A 21,093-nucleotide genomic window follows, 5' to 3' on the forward strand; every position below is an offset into this window, starting at 1 on the left:
CTACCTTCCGTGCTCGTCTGTGCCGGTTGAGGCGGGTACGGCGGATGCGGGGGACGCGGTGGCGAAGGCCGTGCCGCCGCTGACGCCCTCGATGGCGGCGACGACGACCTCGTCCTTCCAGCCCCGGTCGAACTCGGCGACCACGCGGCCGTGGAACATGACGACAACCCGGTCACAGACCTTCAGGTCGTCCAGTTCGTCGGAGACGATCAGGGCGGCCTTGCCGCCGTCCGCGACCTGCCGGATGCGGCGCAGGAGGAACTCCTTGGACTTGACGTCCACTCCGTTGGTGGGGCGGATGGCCACCAGGACGTGCGGATCGGTGGCCAGGGCCCGGGCGACGACGACCTTCTGCTGGTTGCCGCCCGAAAGGGCGGAGACCGGGGTGCCGGCTCCCGGCGTCTTGATGTCGAGGTCCCTGATCATGCGTCCGGCGAACGCCTTGGTGCGGGCGGGCAGCACCGTGCCGAACGGACCGAGCTGATCGGTGACGGTGAGCGTCGCGTTCTCCGCCACGCTGCGGTTGTGCACCAGCCCCTGGAGGTGGCGGTCCTCGGGGACCAGACCGACTCCGGCGGTGAGCGCGGACGGCACACTGCCGGTGCGCACGGTCCTGCCGCCCACCGTGATACGGCCGTCCTTGGCGCGGTGCAGACCGGCGATCGTCTCACCCACCTGCACATTGCCGCTGGCGGTGGCTCCGGCGAGCCCGACGACCTCGCCGGAGCGGACCGAGAGGGAGATGTCCTCGCAGAAGCCGGGCAGGGTCAGGCCGTCGATCGCCAGCAGTTCCGGGGCATCCTTCCGCGCGACCGGAGACCCTCCGGCAGCGGTGATCGTGGGGGCCGACTCGCCGGTCATGGCCTCCACCAGTGCCTGGTGACCGAGGTCGGCGACGGGCGCGGTCAGGATGTGGGCCGCGTCACGGTAGACGGTGACGGTGGTGCAGAGGTCGTACACCTCTTGCAGATGGTGCGAGATGAAGAGGAAGGCGACGCCCTGCCGTTGGAGATCGCGGAGCTTGTCGAAGAGGCGGTTGATGCCGCGGGCGTCGAGTTTCGCGGTCGGCTCGTCGAGGATGATGAAGCGTGCGCCGAACGACAGGGCCCGTGCGATCTCGACGAACTGCCGTTGCTCGACGGTGAGGTCCTTGGCCCGCGCGGTCGCGTCGACGGCCACGCCGTACTCGCCGAGCAGTTCCTCGGCACGCCGGCGCAGTTGCTTCCAGCGGATGGGCTGCGCCGCGCCGGCACTCTGCCGGTTCAGGAAGAGGTTCTCGGCGACGGTCAGGTCACCGATGACGGTGGAGTGCTGGTAGACGCATGCCACTCGGGAGCGCCAGGCGTCGATGTCGCCGAAGGCAGGCGCCGGCTCGCCGGAGAAGCGCAGCGTGCCGGTGTCGGGTTGCTGGAGGCCGGTGAGGATGGACACGAGTGTCGACTTGCCGGCGCCGTTGCGTCCGACCAGGGCGTGCGCCTCGCCGGGGGCGACGGTGATACGGGCGTCGCGCAGTGCGACGGTCGCGCCGAATCGTTTGCTGATACCGGTCGCCTCGGCCACAGGGGCCGGAGTGCCGGGGCCGGTCGCCGGGGCGGTCGCGGTGTCCGCCATGGTGGATACCGTCCTTCGTGTACGGAGGCTGGAGCCGGGGGGTGCGGGAGGCTGCCCGCGTCGGGGGGCGGGAGGCTGTGCGGCCCCCGACGCGGCGGGCAGGGAGCGCCGGTCATCCGCCGACGTTGTTGCCCCACAGGGTCTTGTCGTCGACGTTGTCCTTGGTGACCAGAGGGGCCGGCAGCTGGTCTTCGAGGCCGTTGGGCAGCTTGATGATGGTGGAGTCGTGGTCGGTCTTGCCCGCCTTGAAGGTCTTGCCCTCGGCCGCGGCCTTGGCGTAGTACAGCGCGTACTTGGCGTAGAGGTCGGCGGGCTGGGAAACGGTGGCGTCGATCTGGCCCTTGCGGATGGCCTCGAACTCCTGCGGGATGCCGTCGTTGGAGATGATCGAGATGTGCCCCTTCTGGCCGGCCGGCTTGAGCAGACCCTTCTGCTCCAGCAGCGCCAGGGTCGGCTGCAGGAAGACACCGCCCGCCTGCATGTAGATGCCGTTCAGATCCGGGTGCTGGGCGAGCAGCGACTGCAGCTTGGCCGAGGCCACGTCACCCTTCCAGTCGGTGGGCAGCTCGAACACCTTGATCTTCGGGAACTTCTCCTTCATGCACTCCGCGAACGCCTCGGAGCGGTCGCGCCCGTTGATGGAGTCCAGGGCGCCCTGCAACTCGGCGACCTTGCCCTTGCCACCCAGCTGCTCGCCGAGGTACTCGCAGGCCTTGGTGCCGTACGCCCGGTTGTCGGCGCGCACGACCATGTAGACGTCGCCCTTGTCGGGCCGGGTGTCGACGCTGATCACCGGGATCTTCTTCGACGCGAGGGTGTCGAGGGTGGAGGCGATGGCCCCGGTGTCCTGCGGAGCCATGACCACGGCCTTGGCCCCGGTGTTCTGGAACACCTGCACGTTGGCGACGAGCTTGGTGACGTCGTTCTGCGAGTTGCTGATCGGCAGCGCCTTGATGCCGTCGGACTTGACGCCCTTCTCGATGTACTGCGCGTAGGAGTTCCAGAAGTCGGAGTCGGAGCGCGGCAGGTCGATCCCGATGGCGGGCTTGTCACCGCCGGAGGCGGCCGAGTCGGCGCTTTCGCGGTTGCACGCGGTGGCGAGTGCCAGTACCGCGAGAACAGTGGTGGCGGCTGCGGCGGTGGAGCGGGTGCGAGCGAGGTTCATGGCCGTGTTCTCTCCTTAGCCAGGGGCACTGGGGCCGCAGGGCGACGGTGGGGACGGCGTACCTGCCTGCGGGGGAGGGGCGAGGTCGCCGGACGGGCAGTTGCCGATCCGGCGTGGAGGTGCGCGGATCATGCCCTGAGGGGTGGGTGTGAGGGTCAGCCGGGGACCGGGAGATGCGGAGGCGGAGCGACCGCACCGATGCGAGCCGAACGGCGTACAGGACCGTGCGATCATTCCTCCGATGTATCCCGGACGTCGAGGACGTTACGACGGCGTTGCCGACGTTGACAAGGGTTCGCCGCCACAGATTTGCGGGACATCACGCCGTAGGGGGCGAAGGCACCGTTCCGGCCGGGCCACTTCCCACTGACACCCTTTGCGACCTGCACAGTTTCGACCTTGTGCGTGACGGGCGGGGGCGCTGCGGAAGCTCACGATTCGACAACGGAGCCACCCGGGCCGGCGGAATCGGGGCCGGGGTAGTGCCCGGAGAGCCCGTATGCCCCTGGGTGGTCCGTCGTGCGCCCGTCGGCGTCGCTCTCACCAGTGGAGGTGGCCTCGCGGCTCACCTCGGATTCATCGGATGGCGGCTCGCGTGTCGACCTCGTGGCCTGGGGCGACCATGGTGAATCTGCCCTTGTGCGGACCTGACTGGCAACGCCGAGAAAATACATCCGAGGAATCCGTTGCCAGGCGCGATGTCCGCATCTAGGGTCACTGTGCCGCCATACATCCGATGACTGCAGAGGTGGATGGGCGGAGCCCGTCAGGGCAGGCCCGGCCCGGCGCACCGCAGGCGGCTCAGCCCTGTGGCGACCCACACTCAGACGAAACCCCGCACGGCAAGGGAGCCCCCCAGTGAAACTGCTACGAGTCGGCGCCCCCGGCGAGGAGCGACCCGCGGTCCGTACCGACGACGGCCGGCTGCTGGACCTCTCCTCGGTGACCCGGGACATCGACGGCGACTTCCTCGCCTCCGGGGGAGTGGACCGGGCCGGAGCGGCCGTCGTGGCGGGCGGACTGCCCGAGCTCGACGCCGACGGCCTGCGGATCGGCGCCCCCCTCGCCCGTCCCGGCAAGATCATCTGCGTCGGGCTGAACTACCGCGACCACGCCGCCGAGACCGGCGCCGCGATCCCGCCCCGCCCGGTGGTCTTCATGAAGGACCCGGGCACGGTCGTCGGCCCGTACGACGAGGTGCTGGTCCCCCGCGGCTCGGTCAAGACCGACTGGGAGGTCGAACTCGCGGTCGTCATCGGACGACGGGCCCGCTACCTCGACGGACCCCAGGCCGCGCGGGCCGTGATCGCCGGCTATGCGATCAGCCATGACGTCTCGGAGCGCGAGTTCCAGCTGGAGTACTCCCCGCAGTGGGACCTGGGCAAGTCCTGCGAGACCTTCAACCCGCTCGGCCCGTGGCTGGTCACCGCCGACGAGGTCGGCGACCCGCAGGACCTCGGCCTGCACCTCAGCGTCAACGGGGTGAAGCGGCAGGACGGCCACACCGGCGACATGATCTTCCCGGTCGACCACATCGTGTCGTACCTGAGCCAGTACATGGTCCTGGAGCCGGGTGACGTGATCAACACCGGTACGCCCGCGGGCGTGGCTCTGGGGCTTCCCGGCACTCCCTTCCTGCGCCCCGGCGACACCGTCGAGCTTTCCGTCGACGGCCTCGGCAGCCAGCGCCAGACCTTCACCCAAGCGTGAAAGGCAGGACCATCTTGACTACGACCTCCGCCCGGATCACTGCCGTCGACACCTACGACATCCGCTTCCCCACCTCGCGGGAACTGGACGGCTCCGACGCGATGAACCCGGATCCCGACTACTCCGCCGCCTATGTCGTGCTGCGCACGGACGCGGTCGACGGGCACGAGGGCCACGGCTTCACCTTCACCATCGGACGCGGTAACGATGTCCAGGTCGCCGCGATCGGCGCCCTGCGGCCCCACCTCGTGGGCCGCTCCGTGGAGGAGCTGTGCGCCGACCCGGGCTCGATCAGCCGTGACCTGATCGGAGACAGCCAGCTGCGCTGGCTGGGCCCCGAGAAGGGCGTGATGCACATGGCCATCGGCGCGGTCGTCAACGCCGTGTGGGACCTGGCCGCCAAGCGCGCCGGGCAGCCCCTGTGGCGACTGCTCGCCCACGCCGACCCCGAGTGGCTGGTCTCCCAGGTCGACTTCCGCTACATCGCCGACGCCCTCACCCCCGAGGACGCCCTCCAGCTGCTGCGCGAGGGCCGCACCGGACTCGCGGAGCGAGAGAGTCTCCTGCTGGAGCGCGGCTACCCCGGTTACACCACCTCTCCGGGCTGGCTCGGCTACTCCGACGAGAAGCTCACCCGGCTGGCCAAGCAGGCCGTCGCCGACGGCTTCACCCAGATCAAGCTCAAAGTAGGCGCCGACCTCGCCGACGACATCCGCCGCATGCGCACCGCCCGCGCCGCCGTCGGCGAGGAGATCCGCATCGCCATCGACGCCAACCAGCGCTGGAACGTCGGCGAGGCGGTCGAGTGGACCAACGCGCTCGCCGAGTTCGACCCGTACTGGATCGAGGAGCCCACCAGCCCCGACGACGTCCTGGGCCACGCCGCCGTCCGCCGGGGCGTCGCCCCCGTGAAGGTCGCCACCGGCGAACACGTGCAGAACCGCATCATCTTCAAGCAACTCCTCCAGGCCGACGCCATCGACGTGCTCCAGATCGACGCGGCCCGGGTCGGAGGGGTCAACGAGAACCTCGCGATCCTGCTGCTCGCCGCGAAGTTCGGGGTGCCGGTCTGCCCGCACGCCGGCGGAGTGGGCCTGTGCGAGCTGGTGCAGCACCTGTCGATGTTCGACTACCTGGCGCTGTCCGGCACGACCGAGAATCGCGTCATCGAGTTCGTCGACCACCTCCATGAGCACTTCACCGCGCCCGTGGTGATGCGCGACGGTCACTACACGGCGCCGCTGACCCCGGGCTTCTCCGCCACCATGCACCCCGAGTCCCTTGCCGAATACCGCTACCCGGACGGCGCCTTCTGGGCCGCCGACCTCGCTGGACCGGAGGACGTGGCATGAGCGGTCTGTCAGGGCTCACAGCCGTCGTCACCGGGGGCGCGTCCGGCATCGGGCTCGCCACGGCCCGCGCACTGGCGGCCCAGGGCGCGGCGGTCGCCGTGCTCGACCTCGACCCGGGCGGCGTCAGCGAACCGCTGCTCGGCCTCCAGGCCGACGTCGGCGACGACGCCTCCGTGCGCGCCGCCGTGGGCACGGCGGCCGATCGGCTCGGCGGCATCGACATCCTGGTCAACAACGCGGGCATCGGCGCGGCGGGCACCGTCGAGGACAACTCCGACGAGCAGTGGCACCGGGTCCTGGACGTCAACGTCCTCGGCATCGTCCGCACCACCCGTGCCGCCCTGCCCCACCTGCGCCGCGCTGCCACTGCCCGTCCGGGCACTGCGGCCGTCGTCAACACCTGCTCCATCGCGGCCACCGCCGGACTGCCGCAGCGCGCCCTGTACTCCGCCAGCAAGGGCGCCGTGCTGTCGCTGACCCTGGCCATGGCCGCCGACCACGTCCGCGAGGGCATCCGCGTCAACTGCGTCAACCCCGGCACCGCCGACACCCCCTGGGTGGCCCGGCTGCTGGACGCGGCCGACGATCCCGAGGCAGAGCGCGCGGCCCTCAACACCCGCCAGCCCATGGGACGCCTGGTCACCGCCGACGAGGTCGCCGCCGCCATCGTCTACCTGGCGAGTCCGGCCGCGGCGTCCGTCACCGGCACCGCGCTCGCGGTGGACGGCGGCATGCAGGGACTGCGCCTGCGCCCGGTGGACCGGTCGTGAGGACCACCACGCTGGGCGGCGGCACAGTACCGGTCTCGGAACTGGCGCTGGGCTGTGCCGCCCTCGGCAACCTCTTCCACCCCGTCACCGACGAGGCCGCCCACGCCACGGTGGAGGCGGCCTGGGACGCCGGCATCCGCACCTTCGACACCGCGCCCCACTACGGTCTCGGACTGTCGGAACGGCGGCTCGGCGCCGCGCTGCGCGACCGCCCCCGTGACACCTACACGCTCTCCACCAAGGTGGGACGGCTTCTCGTACCGGACCCGGACGGCAGTGCCGGCGACGACATCGCCCACGGCTTCGCCGTCCCGGCCACCCACCGCCGGGTCTGGGACTTCAGCGCCGACGGAGTGCTGCGCTCCCTGGAGGCCAGCCTGGAACGCCTCGGCCTCGACCGGATCGACATCGCCCTGCTCCACGACCCCGACGACCACGCCGACCAGGCGCTGCGCGAGGCGTACCCGGCGCTGGAGCGGCTGCGCGCCGAAGGTGTGGTCGGGGCGATCGGCGTCGGGATGAACCAGTCCGCGCTGCCCGCCCGGTTCGTGCGCGAGACCGACATCGACGTGGTGCTGCTGGCCGGCCGCTACACCCTCCTGGAACAGGACTCGCTCACCGAACTGCTCCCGGAGGCAGCTGCCCGCCGCCGCAGCGTGGTCATCGGCGGGGTGTTCAACTCCGGGTTGCTGACGGCCCCCCGGCCCGGCGCCACGTACGACTACGCGCCCGCTCCGCAGCCGGTCCTCGACCGGGCGCTGCGGCTCCTCGCGGTCTGCGAACGCCATGGCGTGCCTCTGCGGGCCGCCGCGCTGCGCTTCCCGTTCGGCCACTGCGCGGTCAACAGCGTCCTGACCGGCGCGCGCACCCCTCAGGAGGTACGTGACACGGTGGAGCAGCTGCGGCGCCCGATTCCGGACGCCCTGTGGGAGGAACTGCGCGCCGAGGGCCTGCTGGACCCGGACACCCCCGTCCCCGTAACCGCACAGGTCGGCAAAGCCGCGCCGACCGGGGAAGCCATGCCGTCGAAGGAGCCGTCATGAGGGTCGCCCTGCACACCAAGGTCCGCGCCGACCGCATCGAGGAGTACGAGGCCGCGCACCGGGAGGTGCCCGAGGAACTCACCGCCGCCATCCGCGCCGCAGGAGTGCGGGAATGGACGATCTGGCGCAGCGGCACGGACCTGTTCCATGTGCTGGAGGTCGAGGACTACCCGGCGATGATCGCCGCACTCGACAAATTGCCTGTCAACATCGCCTGGCAGGCCCGGATGGCCGACCTGCTCGACGTCGTCCACGACTACTCCGCGCAGGGCGCGGACGCCTCACTGCCGGTGGTGTGGGAACTGTGACCGCAGCGGAAACCGCGCCCGGCATCGTGGACGCCCACCACCATGTGTGGGACCTGTCCGTCCGCGACCAGGACTGGATCAGCGGAGACGAACTCGCCCCGCTGCGACGCGACTTCACCCTCGCCGAGCTGGCGCCGGAGGCCCGCGCGGCCGGTGTCACGGCCACCGTGCTGGTGCAGACGATCACCGTGCCGGAGGAGACCCCGGAGTTCCTGGCCCTGGCCGCCGACAGCGACCTGGTCGCCGGGGTCGTCGGCTGGACCGACCTGACCGCCCCCGACATCGCGGAGACCCTCGCGGGGCTGCGGACGGGTCCGGGAGGGGAGTACCTGGTGGGCATCCGCCACCAGGTGCAGGGCGAGCCGGATCCGCGCTGGCTCGTACGCCCCGAGGTCCTGCGCGGTCTGTCCGCCGTCGCCGAGGCGGGACTCGTCTACGACCTGGTGGTGAAGCCCCACCAACTCGCGGCGGCCGTCGAGGCCGCGGAGCGCCTGCCAGACCTCACCTTCGTCCTCGACCACCTCGGCAAGCCGCCCATCGCGTCCGGCGAACTCGCCCCCTGGGCGCAGCAGATCCGGCGCCTCGCCGCCCTCCCCAACACCGTCTGCAAACTCTCCGGCATGGTCACCGAAGCCGCATGGGACTCGTGGACCATCGCGGCCCTCACGCCGTACGCCGACACCGTGCTCGACGCCTTCGGCCCCGCGCGGCTGATGTTCGGCTCCGACTGGCCCGTCTGCCGGCTCGTCGCCACGTACGCCGAAGTGGTCGCCGTCGCACGCGCGCTGACGGCCGGGCTCGGCCCCGCCGAGCGTCACGACGTCTTCACCGGAACGGCCATGCGGACCTACGACCTGCGCGTCACCGCACGGCCGGCCCCGCCCCAGGACACCCCATGCGCATAGCCCTCTTCATCACCTGCTTCAACGACACGATGTTCCCCCGCACCGGTCGGGCGGTGACCGAACTGCTGGAGCGCCTCGGCCACACGGTGGAGTTCCCGCAGGGCCAGACCTGCTGCGGTCAGATGCACTTCAACACCGGCTACCGTCCCGAGACGCTGCCCATGGTGCGCCGCTTCGCCGAGGTCTTCGCGGGCTACGACGCCGTCGTCGCCCCCTCCGGGTCCTGCGCGGGCATGGTGCGCGACCACCACCGTGTGGTGGCCGCCCAGTACGGCGACGCCGCGCTCGCCGAGGCGGTCGAGCACGTGGTCCCGACGGTGTACGAGCTGTCGGAACTCCTCGTCGACGTCCTCGGCGTCACCGATGTCGGCGCGTACTTCCCCCACCGCGTCACCTACCACCCGACCTGCCACTCGCTGCGCATGCTGCGCGTCGGCGACCGGCCGCTCAGCCTGCTGCGCGCCGTGAAGGGCATCGACCTCGTCGAACTGCCCGCCGCCGAGTCCTGCTGCGGTTTCGGTGGCACCTTCGCGCTGAAGAACGCGGACGTGTCCAACGCGATGCTGGCCGACAAGATGCGCCATGTGCAGGACACCGGCGCGGAGTTCCTGTGCGCGGGCGACAACTCCTGTCTCACCCACATCGGCGGCGGCCTGTCCCGGCTGCGTACCGGTGTCGGCACGATGCACCTGGCCGAAATCCTGGCCTCCACGGAAGGGGACGTGCGGTGAGCGCCGCCGACAACGTCGTATGGCTGGGCACCCCCGCCTTCCCCGAGGCGGCGCGCGCCGCGCTCGCCGACACCCGGCTGCGGGCGAACCTGCGCCGCGCGACCGGCACCATCCGGGACAAACGGCTGGCGGTGGCCGCCGAACTGGAGGACTGGGAGGAACTGCGGGAGGCAGCCGCGACGATCAAGCGTCGCACCCTCCGCCATCTCGACCACCATCTCCTGCGCCTGGAGAAGGCGGTGACCGCCGCGGGGGGAGTGGTTCACTGGGCGTCGGACGCCGCCGACGCCAACCGCATCGTGACCGCCCTGGTGAAGGCGACCGGCGAGGACGAGGTCGTCAAGGTCAAGTCGATGGCGACCCAGGAGATCGGCCTCAACGAGGCGCTCGCGGACGCGGGCATCCGTGCCTACGAGACCGATCTCGCGGAACTCATCGTGCAGCTGGGCGGCGACCGCCCGTCGCACATCCTCGTGCCCGCCATCCACCGGGGCCGCTCCGAGATCCGGGAGATCTTCCGCCGGGAGATGGGGGAGTGGGGCAGGCCCGCCCCCGAGGACCTCAGCGACGAGCCCCGCGATCTCGCCGAGGCGGCCCGGCTCCACCTGCGGGAGAAGTTCCTGCGCGCCAAGGTCGCCGTCTCCGGCGCCAACTTCGCGGCCGCCGACACCGGCACCGTGGCCGTGGTGGAGTCGGAGGGCAACGGGCGGATGTGCCTGACCCTGCCGGAGACCCTGATCACCGTCATGGGCATCGAGAAGGTCCTGCCGGCCTTCGCCGACCTGGACGTCTTCCTCCAGCTCCTGCCCCGCTCGTCGACCGGTGAGCGGATGAACCCGTACACCTCGCTGTGGACCGGTGTCACCGAGGGCGACGGCCCCCGGAACTTCCACCTGGTGCTGCTCGACAACGGCCGCACCGCCACGCTCGCCGACGAGGTGGGCCGCCAGGCCCTCGCCTGCATCCGGTGTTCGGCGTGCCTCAATGTCTGCCCGGTGTACGAGCGCACGGGTGGCCATGCCTACGGTTCGGTCTACCCCGGGCCGATCGGCGCCGTCCTGACCCCGCAGCTGGCCGGCATCGAGAACGCGGCCTCGCTGCCCTTCGCCTCGACCCTGTGCGGTGCCTGTTACGACGCCTGCCCCGTGAAGATCAACATCCCCGAGGTGCTGGTCCACCTGCGCGCCGAGGCTGTGGAGGCCAAACGCCGGGACCGACTGCTGCCCACATCCGAGGCACTCGCCATGAAGGCCGCCGGTGCCGTCCTGGGCTCACCACGCCGGCTGGCCACCGTACAGCGGCTGGCCGCCACCGGAGCCCGGCTGCTGGCCCGTGACGGCCTGATCGGCGCCCTGCCCGGTCCGTTCGCCCGCTGGTCCGGCACGCGGGACACCCCAGTGCCGGCCCGCGAGTCCCTGCGCGCCTGGTGGCGCCGCACGCGACCAGCCGGCAGCGAAGGCAGGAGTACGACAGCGGAGGGAAAGGGACGACGATGAACGGCCGCGAGACCGTCCTGAGCGCGATTCGGGGAGCACTGTCCGGCGTGCCGGATTCCGAGCGCCCTGACGAGGTACCGACCTCGCACGGTCGCCGCGCCGATCACGTGGGACCGGACGTCGTCGACCTGTTCGTCGAGCGTGCCGCCGAGTACCGCGCCACGGTGGTCCGTGTTCCGCCGTCCGGTGCCGCGGCGGCCGTCGGTCATGCGCTGGCCCGAAGCGGAGCACGGTCCCTGGTGGTTCCGCCCTGGCTTCCCGAGGACCTGGTTCCGGAGGGGGAGTGGTCACTGCTGGCGGATGTCCCGCCGCTGACCGTCGGACAACTCGACGCGGCGGACGCCGTGGTCACCACTGTCGCCACCGCCATCGCGGTCACCGGCACCGTGGCCCTCGACCACGGTCCGGGCCAGGGACGGCGGGCCCTGACCCTGCTTCCGGACCAGCACATCTGCGTGGTCCGGGCGGACCAGATCGCTCCCGACGTACCCGAGGCATGGGGCCTGCTCGACCCCTGCCGTCCGCTGACTCTCATCTCCGGTCCCTCGGCCACCAGCGACATCGAACTGGACCGTGTCGAGGGCGTGCACGGGCCCAGGATCCTCGACATCGTCGTGGTGGGGGACGCGTAGCCGAGGGCACCGAGACCGTCCGGCTTTGCAGCGTGGCCCGGTGGCCGCGCTGTGAAGCCGCGCTCCTTTTGCCTGCCTGTCAGAAGACGTCCGAACAGCCGGCTGGCTCAGGGCCGGTGCGGTCGACGATTCCACAGTGGGGCTGTCTGTGGGCGACTGCGGCAGGACGTGGAGATCGAGGCCTGGTCATCGACGCCCTGCCCAGGACATCCAACTCAGACTGTTTCGGCGCTGCCGGTCTGCGCGACTGCTGGACGGCAGGATGCCACCGAGCGCATCAAGACCCCTGCGGTACCGCAGGGGACCGCTCCCCGGACCCCCGGACGATCAGCCGCGTGGGCACGGTGACGGTGCGGGCCCGGGCGCGGTCGCCGTCGAGGCGGGCCAGGGCGGTGGTCGCTGCCGTTCTGCCGATTTCTTCGGCGTCCTGGGCGACGACGGTCAGGGCCGGCTCAAGTGCCTCGGCGAGGGCCACGTCGTCGAAGGCGACGACGGCGACGTCCTTCCGGTGGATGCGGGCGAGTTCGGTGACTATTCCCAGCGCGACGATGTTGTTGCCGGCGAAGAGGGCGGTGGGGGGATCCTCCAGGCCCAGGAGTTGGGAGGTGACGGCCGAGGCCCCGTGCTGGTCGTGGGCGTTGGAGACCAGGGAGCGGTCGTAGGGGAGGCCTGCTTCCCGCAGGGCGGCGCGATAGCCGGCCAGGCGTTCGCGGCGGGTGTAGAGCTTGGTGGGCAGGTCGCCGACGAAGCCGATGCGCCGGTGGCCGTGGGCGATCAGGTGGGCGACGCCGTCGTGGGCGCCGGTGCGGTTGGAGCTGACGACGCTGTCCGTGGCCAGGCCCACTCCCGGGCGGTCGATGAAGACGACGGGCAGGCCGGTGACCCGGTGGGTCTTGAGGTGGGAGTGGTCGGCGCCGACGGACGGCACGACCAGCAGGATGCTGATGCGGCGGGCGAGGAACTTGTCCGTCAGCGCGCGTTCGCGGCCGGGATCGTCCGCGGAGGAACCCATGAGCAGGGTCAGGCCGCGGTCGCGGACGGTGTCCTCGATGCTGCGGGCCACGGCTCCGAAGAAGGGGTTGCCGAGGTCGGGGATGACCAGTCCGATGGTGGTGTCGGGTCCGCCGACGCGGATGTTGCGGGCCATGAGGTTCGGCTGGAAGCCGAGCTTGGCCACGGCGGCGAGGACTTGTTCCCTGGTCTGGGCCGAAGCGGGTCCGTCCTCGTTGAGGACGCGGGAGACGGTCTTGGCGCTGACGCCCACTTCTCGGGCGACGTCAGCCAGGGTGGGGCGGCGATTGGCTGCCATGGAGGAAACGGTCTCCTGTGCTCGTCGGTTCCGACCGCGGCCTCGGCCGGAACCTGTGAGTATTTCAGTCGTACGTCAACTGGCCTGGACGCCTGCGGCCTTCGCCGCCTGGGAGTCCGCTACGACGGTATCTCCGGCCTCGTCGACGGTGAGCGCGCCGGTCATGATGGCGACGACCTCCGCCATGGAGTGGTCGGACGGCTTGATCACAGCAGCGCGCCGGCCCAGCCGGTGGACGTGGATCCGGTCGGCGATCTCGAAGACGTGCGGCATGTTGTGGCTGATCAGGACGACCGGCATGCCTTTGTCCCGGACGCGGCGGATGAGGTCCAGGACCTGACCGGACTCCTTGACGCCGAGGGCGGCGGTGGGTTCGTCCATGACGACGACGCTGCGGGCCCAGGCGACGGCACGGGCCACCGCGACGGCCTGCCGCTGTCCACCGGAGAGCGTCTCGACCGACTGCGTCAGCGAGCGCAGGCCGATCTTCAGGTCGGCCATGTGCTCGGCGGCCTCCTCGCGCATGCGCTTCTTGTCCAGCATGCGCAGGACACTGCCGAGGACACCGGGCCGGCGAAGCTCGCGCCCGAGGAACATGTTCGAGGCGATGTCCATGGAGGCGGCCACGGCGAGGTCCTGATAGACCGTCTCGATGCCGTGCGCGCGGGCACTTTGCGGCCCGGAGAACTGGATGGGTTCGCCGTTGAGCCGTATCTCGCCCGCGTCAGGGGTCACCGCGCCGGTGAGGGCCTTGATCAGGCTGGTCTTGCCGGCGCCGTTGTCGCCGATCACGGCGAGGACCTCGCCGGGCAGCAGGTCGAAGTCGGCGCCGTCGATGGCAGTGACGTGACCGTAGCGCTTGACCAGACCGCGGGCCTGCAGGACAGGGGTGGAGGAGGAGGTGGCGGTCATCAACGGGCCTTCTTCCGGGAGAGCTGGTCGACGGTCACCGCGAGGATCACCAGGACACCGGTGATCAGGGTCTGGTAGATGGAGGCGACGCCCATCAGCTGCAGGCCGTTGCGGAAGACTCCGACGATGAGGACGCCGATGAACGTGCCCAGGACCGATCCGCGTCCGCCGAAGAGGCTGGTGCCGCCGAGGACCACGGCCGTGATGCTGTCCAGGTTGTCGGTCTGCCCGGCCTGCGGGTCGCCGACGCCGGTGCGGGAGATGAGCAGCAGGGCGGCGATGCCGTAGAGGATGCCGGCCACGGTGTAGACGCCGATGGTCAGGCGGGAGGTGCGGATGCCGTTCAGCCGTGCCGCTTCCGGGCTGTTGCCCAGGGCGTAGACGTGCCGGCCCCAGCCGGTGCTGCTCAACGCGTAGGCGAGGAGGAGGAACAGGGCGATGGTGACCAGGGAGCCGTAGGTGATGTCGGTCTTGCCGAGCGGGAAGGTCTGCCCGAGGGCCGTCAGCGGGCCGGGCAGGTTGGTGACCGTCTGCTCCTCGGAGTAGATGTGGGTCAGCGCGAACGCCACATTGAGCATGCCGAGGGTGACGATGAACGGCGGCAGCGGGATCTTCTGCACCAACGCCCCGTTGAGCAGCCCGAAGCCGCCGCAGACGGCCAGGCCCAGCGCGATGGCGGCGAGCGGGGGCAGGGAGCCCTCGGCCGCCATCCTGGCGATCACTATGCTGCCGAACGCCATCACCGCACCGCACGACAGGTCGATGCCCGCCGTGAGGATGATCAGGGTCTGCCCGATGGCGAGGGTGCCGACGACCATGACCTGCTGCACGATCAGCGAGAAATTGCCGCCCGTGAGGAACTGGTCGGTCGAGAGGGAGAAGAAGGCGCAGGCCAGGAGGAGGGCGACCAACGGGCCGGTGGTCGGCGCCGTGAGCAGTCGGCGGGCCGTGGTCGGTGCTTTGAGCCCGGCGTACGGCGAGGATGTGGACGGTGGCGTGGACGTGGCAGTCATGCGAGGTCCTTGACGGAGAATGAGAGGGCGGCCGACTCCCGGTCGGGGAGGTGGGAGCCGGCCCGCCGACTGAGGGGAAAGGCGGTACGGGAGGTCCGCGGGGCGGCTCAGCCCCAGCAGTTCTCCAGGCCGTAGGCGGTGTCCTTGGACGTGACCCCGTCCTGCGCCTTGTCGGTGATCAGCGTGACGCCGGTGTCGGTGTATCCGGACGCCTTCTTGCCGTCCTTGGCGTACGTCACGACGGCCTTGACTCCCTCGGAGGCCATCTTCAGCGGGTACTGCTGCGAGGTGGCGGCGATCTTGCCGTCCTTGACCGCCTGGGTGCCGGTGCAGCCGCCGTCGACGGAGACGATCAGGACGTCCTTCTCCCGGCCCTTGGCCTTGAGCGCGGTGTACGCGCCCAGCGCGGCGGGCTCGTTGATGGTGTAGACGACGTTGATGTCGGGCTCCTTCTGGAGGCAGTTCTCCATCGCCGTCTGGCCCTTGGCCTGGTCGCCACCGGTGTCCTGGGAGCAGACGACGGAGGGGTCGCCGTCCTTGACGCCGAAGCCCTTCAGGAAGCCGTTGTGCCGCTGGACGCCGACGGACACGCCCGGCGCGAGGTCGAGGGTGGCTATCTTCGCCGGCTTGCCCTTCATCGCCGCCTTGGCGTACTCGCCGATCAGCTCGCCGGCCTTGAGGTTGTCGGTGGCGAAGAGGGCGTCGACCGCGCTCTCCGGCTCGGTCGGGGTGTCCAGGGCGATGACCAGGACACCCTTGGCCTTGGCCTTCTCGATCGCGGGCACGATGGCCTTGGAGTCGCTCGGGGTGATGAGGATGCCCTTCACGCCGGAGGCGACCATGTTCTCGACGGCCGTGACCTGACCGGCGTTGTCGCCGTCGAACTTTCCTGCCGCGGTCATGAGCTTGACGCCCTCGGCCTTCGCGGCCTTCTCCGCGCCCTCCTTCATCTTCACGAAGAACGGGTTGGTGTCGGTCTTGGTGATCAGACCGACCTTGATTTCGCCCGAACCGGAGCTGGCGGAGCCCGAGCCGGAGCCGGATCCGCAGGCCGTCAGGGTGAGGGCCGCGATGCCCGTGCATGCCGCGGCTCTGAGGAGGGAGGAGGACAGACGAGTGGTGCGAGACATGAACGACTCCTGCGCGATAGCGAGCGGCGGGGCCGGCATCAGAGCATGCCGCCCGGAGGTGTCATCGTTGACTTATGTCATCGTTGACACTGCATGGCGAGGATGATGGACTCCGCATCCCGGCAACGTCAATGCCTTGCACTCGTCACAAATCGGCAACGCCCGTGGCCGCCGTCCATGGGCAGCCGGTGAGCGGTTATGCCGCGAGGCGCCCTCTTTGCCGCTACTTTCCGAGAGAAGAGCAGTCCATGCGCCCGTGTCGGATCACCGTTCTGGGAGAGTGCGTCGCCGACGCCTTCACCGAACCCGCGAACACCTCGAACGAACTGGCCCTTCGGGTGCTGCCCGGCGGCGGACCTGCGAATACGGCGGTGGCCCTGGCCCGGCTGGGCACCCCGGCACGCTTCCTGGCGCGCCTGTCCGGCGACGTGTTCGGCCGCCTGTTCCGGGCCCACCTGCAAGCGTCCGGCGTCGACCTGTCGTACGCCGTCGCGGCCTGCGAGCCGAGCACGCTGGCCGTGGCCGAGCTGGACGCCCAGGGGCAGGCCGCGTTCTCCTTCCACGCCCAGAACACGGCCGACTGGCAGTGGACGGCCGAGGAACTGGTGAGGGTGGATCTGTCCAGTACAGCCTGTGTGCACACCGGGTCGCTGGCGCTGGTCCGTGAACCCGGCGCGGCGGCGGTGGAGGAGTTCCTGGCGACGGCCTCTCCCCAGGCCACCATCAGCATCGACCCGAACGTCCGGCCGCTGCTGGTGCGCCCCGAGGTCTACCGTGCCAGGCTGCCGCACTGGTGCGGCCTCGCGGATGTGCTGCGGCTCAGCGAGGACGACCTGGAGCTGCTCCTGCCGGGCACCCCGCCCGAGCGGGCGTGCGACACCTGGCACGCCGCAGGGGTGCGGCTCGTCGTCATCACGCTCGGTGCCGGCGGCGCCCTGGCCTCGCTCGACGGCGAACGGCTGCAGGTGCCCGCGGTGACTACCCGGGTGGTCGACACGGTCGGGGCGGGGGACTCCTTCACCGCCGGGCTGCTGCACCACCTCGGCATCCGCGGGTTCCTCGGTGGCCGGCTGGCCGATCTCGGTCTCGACGATGTCGCGGAAGCCTGCCGGTTCGCCACTCGAGTAGCGGCCCTGACCTGCTCGGTCGCCGGCCCCAACCCGCCGTGGCAGAACCAGTTGGCGCAGCTCTCGACCGTCGGCGGCGCCTGACGGGCAAGCGAGTCCCGCCCGGCCGATCCTGGCCCAACCGTTGACGTGTTGGGCGGATTGCGCTCATGATCGGGCCACTCGATGTCATCGATGACATAAGTCAACGATGACACCCTTGGTCGGTGGAGTGGACGACGACGCCGGCCAAGGTGTCACTTTTCGGTCCGTCCACCGCAGGCTTCGCCACGTGGACGGCGCGGCACAGGAGACATCATTCTACCAGTACAACCCCAACGGCGACTCCTGGGGTGACATGTCCTGGGGGCATGCGGTGAGCCGGGACCTCGTGCACTGGGAGGAGTTGCCGCTCGCCCTGTCGCACGACGACGAGGAGATGGTGTTCTCCGGCAGCGCGGTCGTCGACTGGAACAACACCACCGGGTTCGGCACGAAGAAGAACCCGCCCATGGTGGCGATCTACACCAGCGCCTACAAGAACGGCGGCAAGCAGGCCCAGTCGCTCGCCTACAGCACCGACCGGGGCCGCACCTGGACCAAGTACCAGGGCAATCCCGTCATCGACATCGGCTCCAAGGAGTTCCGCGATCCCAAGGTCCAGTGGTACGAGCCGACCAAGAGCTGGCTGATGACGGTGTCGCTGTCCACCGAGCGCAAGGTGCGGTTCTACTCGTCCAAGAACCTCAAGGACTGGGAGCTGCAGAGCGAGTTCGGGCCGGCCGGCGCGACGGGTGGCGTGTGGGAGTGCCCCGACCTGTTCCCCCTCGCGGTCGACGGGGACGAGAACAACATCAAGTGGGTCCTGGTCGTCAACATCAACCCCGGTGGTATCGCGGGCGGTTCGGCCGCCCAGTACTTCGTCGGCGACTTCGACGGCAAGAAGTTCACGGCCGACGACAAGGGCACCTACACCCCGCCGGCCGGCCAGGTCGTGCAGGACTTCGAGGGCACCGACTTCGGTACGTGGGCGACCACCGGCACCGCGTTCGGTGACGGACCGGCGGCCGGGGCGCTGGACGGCCAGGGAACCGTCGACGGCTTCGACGGCAAGGGCCTCGCCAACAGCTTCCACGCGGGTGACGGCACGACTGGCACCCTCACCTCGCCCTCCTTCACCGTCGACAGCCCCTACTTGAACTTCAAGGTCGGCGGCGGCCGGCACCCGCACGTACCCGGAACCGTCATGGAGCAGGGCCCTCCGCCCGAGGGCACGGTCCTCGCCGACTTCGAAGGCGGAACCTACGGTGACTGGACGGCGACCGGGGACGCCTTCGGCACCGCACCGGCCACCGGCACCCTCCCCAACCAACAGGAGGTTTCCGGCTTCCTGGGCAGCGGCCTGGTCAACAGCTACCTGAACGGCGACTCCACCACCGGCACCCTCACCTCGCCGGAGTTCACCATCGACAAGGACTACGTCAATTTCCTGATCGGCGGCGGCAACCACCCGGCCGGCTCCGACACCCCGACGGCCATTGAACTCCTCGTCGACGGCCAGGTGGTGCGCAGTGCTACCGGACAGGACGCCGAGGCACTCAACTGGGCGTCCTGGGACGTCAGCGACCTCGCCGGCGAGAAGGCCCAGCTCAAGATCGTCGACGACAACGCCGGCGGCTGGGGTCACATCAACGTCGACCACATCATGGTGTCCGACACCAAGGCCCAGCCCGTCTCCCAGGAGACGTCCGTCAACCTGATCGTCGACGGACAGGTCGTCCGCAGCGCCACCGGCTCCAACAGCGAGACCCTGGACTGGGCGTCCTTCAACCTGCGCCCCTACCTCGGCAAACAGGCCCGGATCCAGATCGTCGACATGAACAGCGCCGGCTGGGGTCACATCCTCGCCGACCGGTTCACCGAAGCCGAAACCCCCGCCCTCTCCGTCCTGCAACGCGCCGACTGGGCCGACTACGGCAAGGACTACTACGCGGCGGTGTCCTGGGAGAACGCTCCAGGCGGCAAGCGGTACATGATCGGCTGGATGAACAACTGGGACTACAGCGGTGCCATCCCCACCTCACCCTGGCGCGGCGCGCAGAGCATCCCACGGGAGATGGCCCTGCGCACCATCGACGGTCACGTCCGGCTGACCAGCAAGCCGGTGAGCAGTCTGACGTCCCTGAGGCAGGACCCGGCGTCCGCGGCCGGAGTCACCGTCAAGAGCACCTCCCAGCCCCTGATCGGCACCGCGGCCAAGGGCAAGGCGCTCGACATCGAGGCGACCTTCTCCCTCAAGGACGCCGAACGCTTCGGCCTCAAGGTGCGCACCGGCGCGGGCGGCGAGGAGACGGTCATCGGCTACGACACCACGACACAGGAGCTGTACGTCGACCGCGCCCGCTCCGGGGCCGTGGGCTTCCACAGTTCCTTCCCCGGTGTCCAGACCGCACCGCTGAAGGCCAAGAACGGCAAGGTCAAGCTGCGGATTCTCGTCGACTGGTCGTCCGTCGAGGTCTTCGGCGGCAACGGCGAGGCAGTGATCACCGACCAGATTTTCCCCGACCCCGCCAGCCAGGGGGTTCAGGTCTTCGCCGAAAACGGCTCCGTGCAGCTGGACCGGGCCACCGTCTGGCACGTCGACTCCTACCACGACTGATACCGACACCGACCACGGAGGACGAACCGCACCGTGAACAAGACACTGCTCGCCGAGTTCACCGCCCGCGAGGGCGCGGAGGACGAGGTCGCCCGCCTGATCCTGGACTACGCCCAGAAGGTGCGCGAGGAAGACGGCAACCTCGCGTTCGACGTCTACACCAAGGCGTCCGATCCACGCGCCTACTGGATCTTCGAGGTGTACCGGGACGAGGACGCCTTCCGGACACACCTGAAGGCTCCGTACGGCGTTCCGTTCAACACCGCCCTCGCCCCGCTGATCGAGGAGGACGCCTCCGCGCTGACCTTCCTCGATCCGGTGGCCTGACCGTGGCCGGCCCGCCTCGCGGGCCGGCCCTCACACGTTGAGCCGGCAGGGCAGGTCGACGCGGTGGCACAAGGCGGCCGCCCGGCAATCCTGCTGTGGGGGGACGGCCACTCCCGCCGACGGGACCGCCGAATACCCAGCCGGTGCCCCGCGGGCCGGCCGCTTCACCGTATGGGCGTGTCCGTAGCCTCCGTGGTGAATTCCTCCATGCCGACTACCTGCAGCAGGTTCAGCCGGTCGCGGGCCTCGGCGTCCGCCGGGGTGAGCACCAGCAGCAGCTGCCGCTGGTCGGGAGTGACCAGGGTCTCGCAGTCCCTCAGCAGGCGGCCCACCCTCGGATGCAGGAACGTCTTGCGGTCGGCGCGCCGGACCGCCACCTCGTGCTCGGCCCAGAGCCGGCGGAAGTCGGCGCTCGCGGCCTGCAACCGGTCGACGAGTCCGGCGGCCGCGGGGTCGCCGGACCGGCGGCCGACGGCCGCGCGCAGGTCGGCCACGAGCTGGCGGGCGTGGTACTCCTGCTCCTCGGGTGGGCAGACGTCGCGGGCGGCGGGGTCGGTGAACCAGCGGTATAAGACGTAGCGGTGGTCGCCGGAGAAGCCGGTGTGATCGCCCGACAGCAGGAGGGCTGCCCGGTTCTGGGCGAGGATTTCACCCAGGTCGGACAGCACCAGGGCCGGGGTGTCGCCGAGCAGGTCGAGCATGCGGATCAGGCCGGCGCGGGCCAGGCGGGCCACCCCGTCGGCGGGCGGGGGCCGGTGGCCGGCCAGGTGGAACAGGTGGTCGCGTTCGTCGTCGGAGAGGTGCAGCGCCCGGGCCAGCGCGCCGAGCAGCTGGGGAGAGGGCTGACTGCTGCGGCCCTGCTCGAGGCGTACGACGTAGTCCACTGCCGAGGGCGCCCAGGAGCCGAAGCCGGT

Annotated in this window: 17 protein-coding genes and 2 pseudogenes; 12 read left to right on the forward strand and 7 right to left on the reverse strand. The window is 70.3% G+C overall.

Going from position 1 to position 21,093, the window contains the following annotated elements; all coding sequences use genetic code 11:
- Both HDA41_RS37040 and HDA41_RS37045 read right to left on the reverse strand, forming a co-directional pair.
- Positions 1-1,611: a sugar ABC transporter ATP-binding protein gene (locus tag HDA41_RS37040; protein WP_184991886.1), complete on the reverse strand. Its 1,611-nt coding sequence runs from the start codon at positions 1,609-1,611 to the stop codon at positions 1-3.
- Positions 1,612-1,723: 112 nt separating this feature from the next.
- Positions 1,724-2,776, reverse strand: a complete 1,053-nt coding sequence (locus tag HDA41_RS37045; protein WP_184991888.1) for a sugar ABC transporter substrate-binding protein — start codon at positions 2,774-2,776, stop codon at positions 1,724-1,726.
- Positions 2,777-3,634: 858 nt separating this feature from the next.
- Here HDA41_RS37045 and HDA41_RS37050 point away from each other — a divergent pair.
- Genes HDA41_RS37050 through HDA41_RS37090 form a run of 9 tightly spaced genes read left to right on the forward strand, consistent with a single transcriptional unit; the run spans position 3,635 to position 11,723 of the window.
- Positions 3,635-4,486, forward strand: coding sequence for a fumarylacetoacetate hydrolase family protein (locus HDA41_RS37050; RefSeq protein ID WP_184991890.1), 852 nt, complete (start codon positions 3,635-3,637; stop codon positions 4,484-4,486).
- 14 nt (positions 4,487-4,500) lie between these two features.
- Positions 4,501-5,838, forward strand: coding sequence for an L-fuconate dehydratase (locus tag HDA41_RS37055; protein WP_184991892.1), 1,338 nt, complete (start codon positions 4,501-4,503; stop codon positions 5,836-5,838).
- Positions 5,835-6,608 (forward strand): SDR family NAD(P)-dependent oxidoreductase, encoded by a 774-nt coding sequence (locus HDA41_RS37060; RefSeq protein ID WP_184991894.1) that lies wholly within the window; start codon positions 5,835-5,837, stop codon positions 6,606-6,608. The genes HDA41_RS37055 and HDA41_RS37060 overlap by 4 nt, the downstream gene beginning before the upstream one ends.
- Complete coding sequence (locus HDA41_RS37065) at positions 6,605-7,651, forward strand: aldo/keto reductase (protein ID WP_184991896.1); 1,047 nt, start codon at positions 6,605-6,607, stop codon at positions 7,649-7,651. The genes HDA41_RS37060 and HDA41_RS37065 overlap by 4 nt, the downstream gene beginning before the upstream one ends.
- Entirely contained in the window at positions 7,648-7,959 is a 312-nt protein-coding gene (locus tag HDA41_RS37070; RefSeq protein WP_059422263.1) for an L-rhamnose mutarotase, read from the forward strand. Before HDA41_RS37065 ends, HDA41_RS37070 begins: the two co-directional genes overlap by 4 nt.
- Positions 7,956-8,864 carry an amidohydrolase family protein gene (locus HDA41_RS37075; protein WP_184991898.1) on the forward strand — a complete coding sequence of 303 codons (909 nt, stop codon included), beginning with the start codon at positions 7,956-7,958 and terminating at the stop codon, positions 8,862-8,864. Before HDA41_RS37070 ends, HDA41_RS37075 begins: the two co-directional genes overlap by 4 nt.
- Positions 8,855-9,595, forward strand: coding sequence for a (Fe-S)-binding protein (locus tag HDA41_RS37080; protein WP_184991900.1), 741 nt, complete (start codon positions 8,855-8,857; stop codon positions 9,593-9,595). The genes HDA41_RS37075 and HDA41_RS37080 overlap by 10 nt, the downstream gene beginning before the upstream one ends.
- Positions 9,592-11,091 carry a LutB/LldF family L-lactate oxidation iron-sulfur protein gene (locus HDA41_RS37085; protein ID WP_184991902.1) on the forward strand — a complete coding sequence of 500 codons (1,500 nt, stop codon included), beginning with the start codon at positions 9,592-9,594 and terminating at the stop codon, positions 11,089-11,091. Before HDA41_RS37080 ends, HDA41_RS37085 begins: the two co-directional genes overlap by 4 nt.
- Positions 11,088-11,723, forward strand: a complete 636-nt coding sequence (locus HDA41_RS37090; protein ID WP_184991904.1) for a LutC/YkgG family protein — start codon at positions 11,088-11,090, stop codon at positions 11,721-11,723. The genes HDA41_RS37085 and HDA41_RS37090 overlap by 4 nt, the downstream gene beginning before the upstream one ends.
- Positions 11,724-12,000: 277 nt before the next feature.
- Here HDA41_RS37090 and HDA41_RS37095 read toward each other — a convergent pair whose 3' ends face one another.
- From HDA41_RS37095 to HDA41_RS37110, 4 genes are all read right to left on the reverse strand, one after another.
- Positions 12,001-13,032: a LacI family DNA-binding transcriptional regulator gene (locus tag HDA41_RS37095; protein ID WP_184991906.1), complete on the reverse strand. Its 1,032-nt coding sequence runs from the start codon at positions 13,030-13,032 to the stop codon at positions 12,001-12,003.
- Between the two features lie 75 nt (positions 13,033-13,107).
- On the reverse strand, positions 13,108-13,944 hold the full coding sequence (locus HDA41_RS37100; protein ID WP_184991908.1) for an ATP-binding cassette domain-containing protein: 837 nt from the start codon (positions 13,942-13,944) through the stop codon (positions 13,108-13,110).
- The gene (locus HDA41_RS37105) at positions 13,944-14,957 is read right to left on the reverse strand and encodes an ABC transporter permease (RefSeq protein ID WP_184991910.1); all 1,014 of its coding nucleotides are present in this window, start codon (positions 14,955-14,957) and stop codon (positions 13,944-13,946) included. Before HDA41_RS37105 ends, HDA41_RS37100 begins: the two co-directional genes overlap by 1 nt.
- Positions 14,958-15,064: 107 nt before the next feature.
- Complete coding sequence (locus HDA41_RS37110; protein ID WP_184991912.1) at positions 15,065-16,087, reverse strand: sugar ABC transporter substrate-binding protein; 1,023 nt, start codon at positions 16,085-16,087, stop codon at positions 15,065-15,067.
- A gap of 248 nt (positions 16,088-16,335) precedes the next feature.
- Here HDA41_RS37110 and HDA41_RS37115 point away from each other — a divergent pair, with 248 nt between their 5' ends.
- The 3 genes and pseudogenes from HDA41_RS37115 to HDA41_RS37125 all read left to right on the forward strand — a co-directional run bounded on the left by HDA41_RS37115 (position 16,336) and on the right by HDA41_RS37125 (position 20,179).
- On the forward strand, positions 16,336-17,298 hold the full coding sequence (locus HDA41_RS37115) for a carbohydrate kinase family protein (protein ID WP_184991914.1): 963 nt from the start codon (positions 16,336-16,338) through the stop codon (positions 17,296-17,298).
- 214 nt (positions 17,299-17,512) lie between these two features.
- A pseudogene (locus tag HDA41_RS37120) lies at positions 17,513-19,852 on the forward strand (GH32 C-terminal domain-containing protein); the annotation flags it as partial.
- A 33-nt stretch (positions 19,853-19,885) separates the two neighbouring features.
- On the forward strand, positions 19,886-20,179 hold the full coding sequence (locus HDA41_RS37125; protein ID WP_184991916.1) for a putative quinol monooxygenase: 294 nt from the start codon (positions 19,886-19,888) through the stop codon (positions 20,177-20,179).
- A gap of 164 nt (positions 20,180-20,343) precedes the next feature.
- Here HDA41_RS37125 and HDA41_RS37130 read toward each other — a convergent pair.
- Positions 20,344-21,075: pseudogene (locus HDA41_RS37130) on the reverse strand (helix-turn-helix transcriptional regulator); the annotation flags it as partial.
- Positions 21,076-21,093 lie beyond the last annotated feature (18 nt).

The sequence above is a fragment of the Streptomyces caelestis genome, from assembly GCF_014205255.1.
GTDB classification, from domain to species: Bacteria; Actinomycetota; Actinomycetes; order Streptomycetales; family Streptomycetaceae; genus Streptomyces; species Streptomyces caelestis.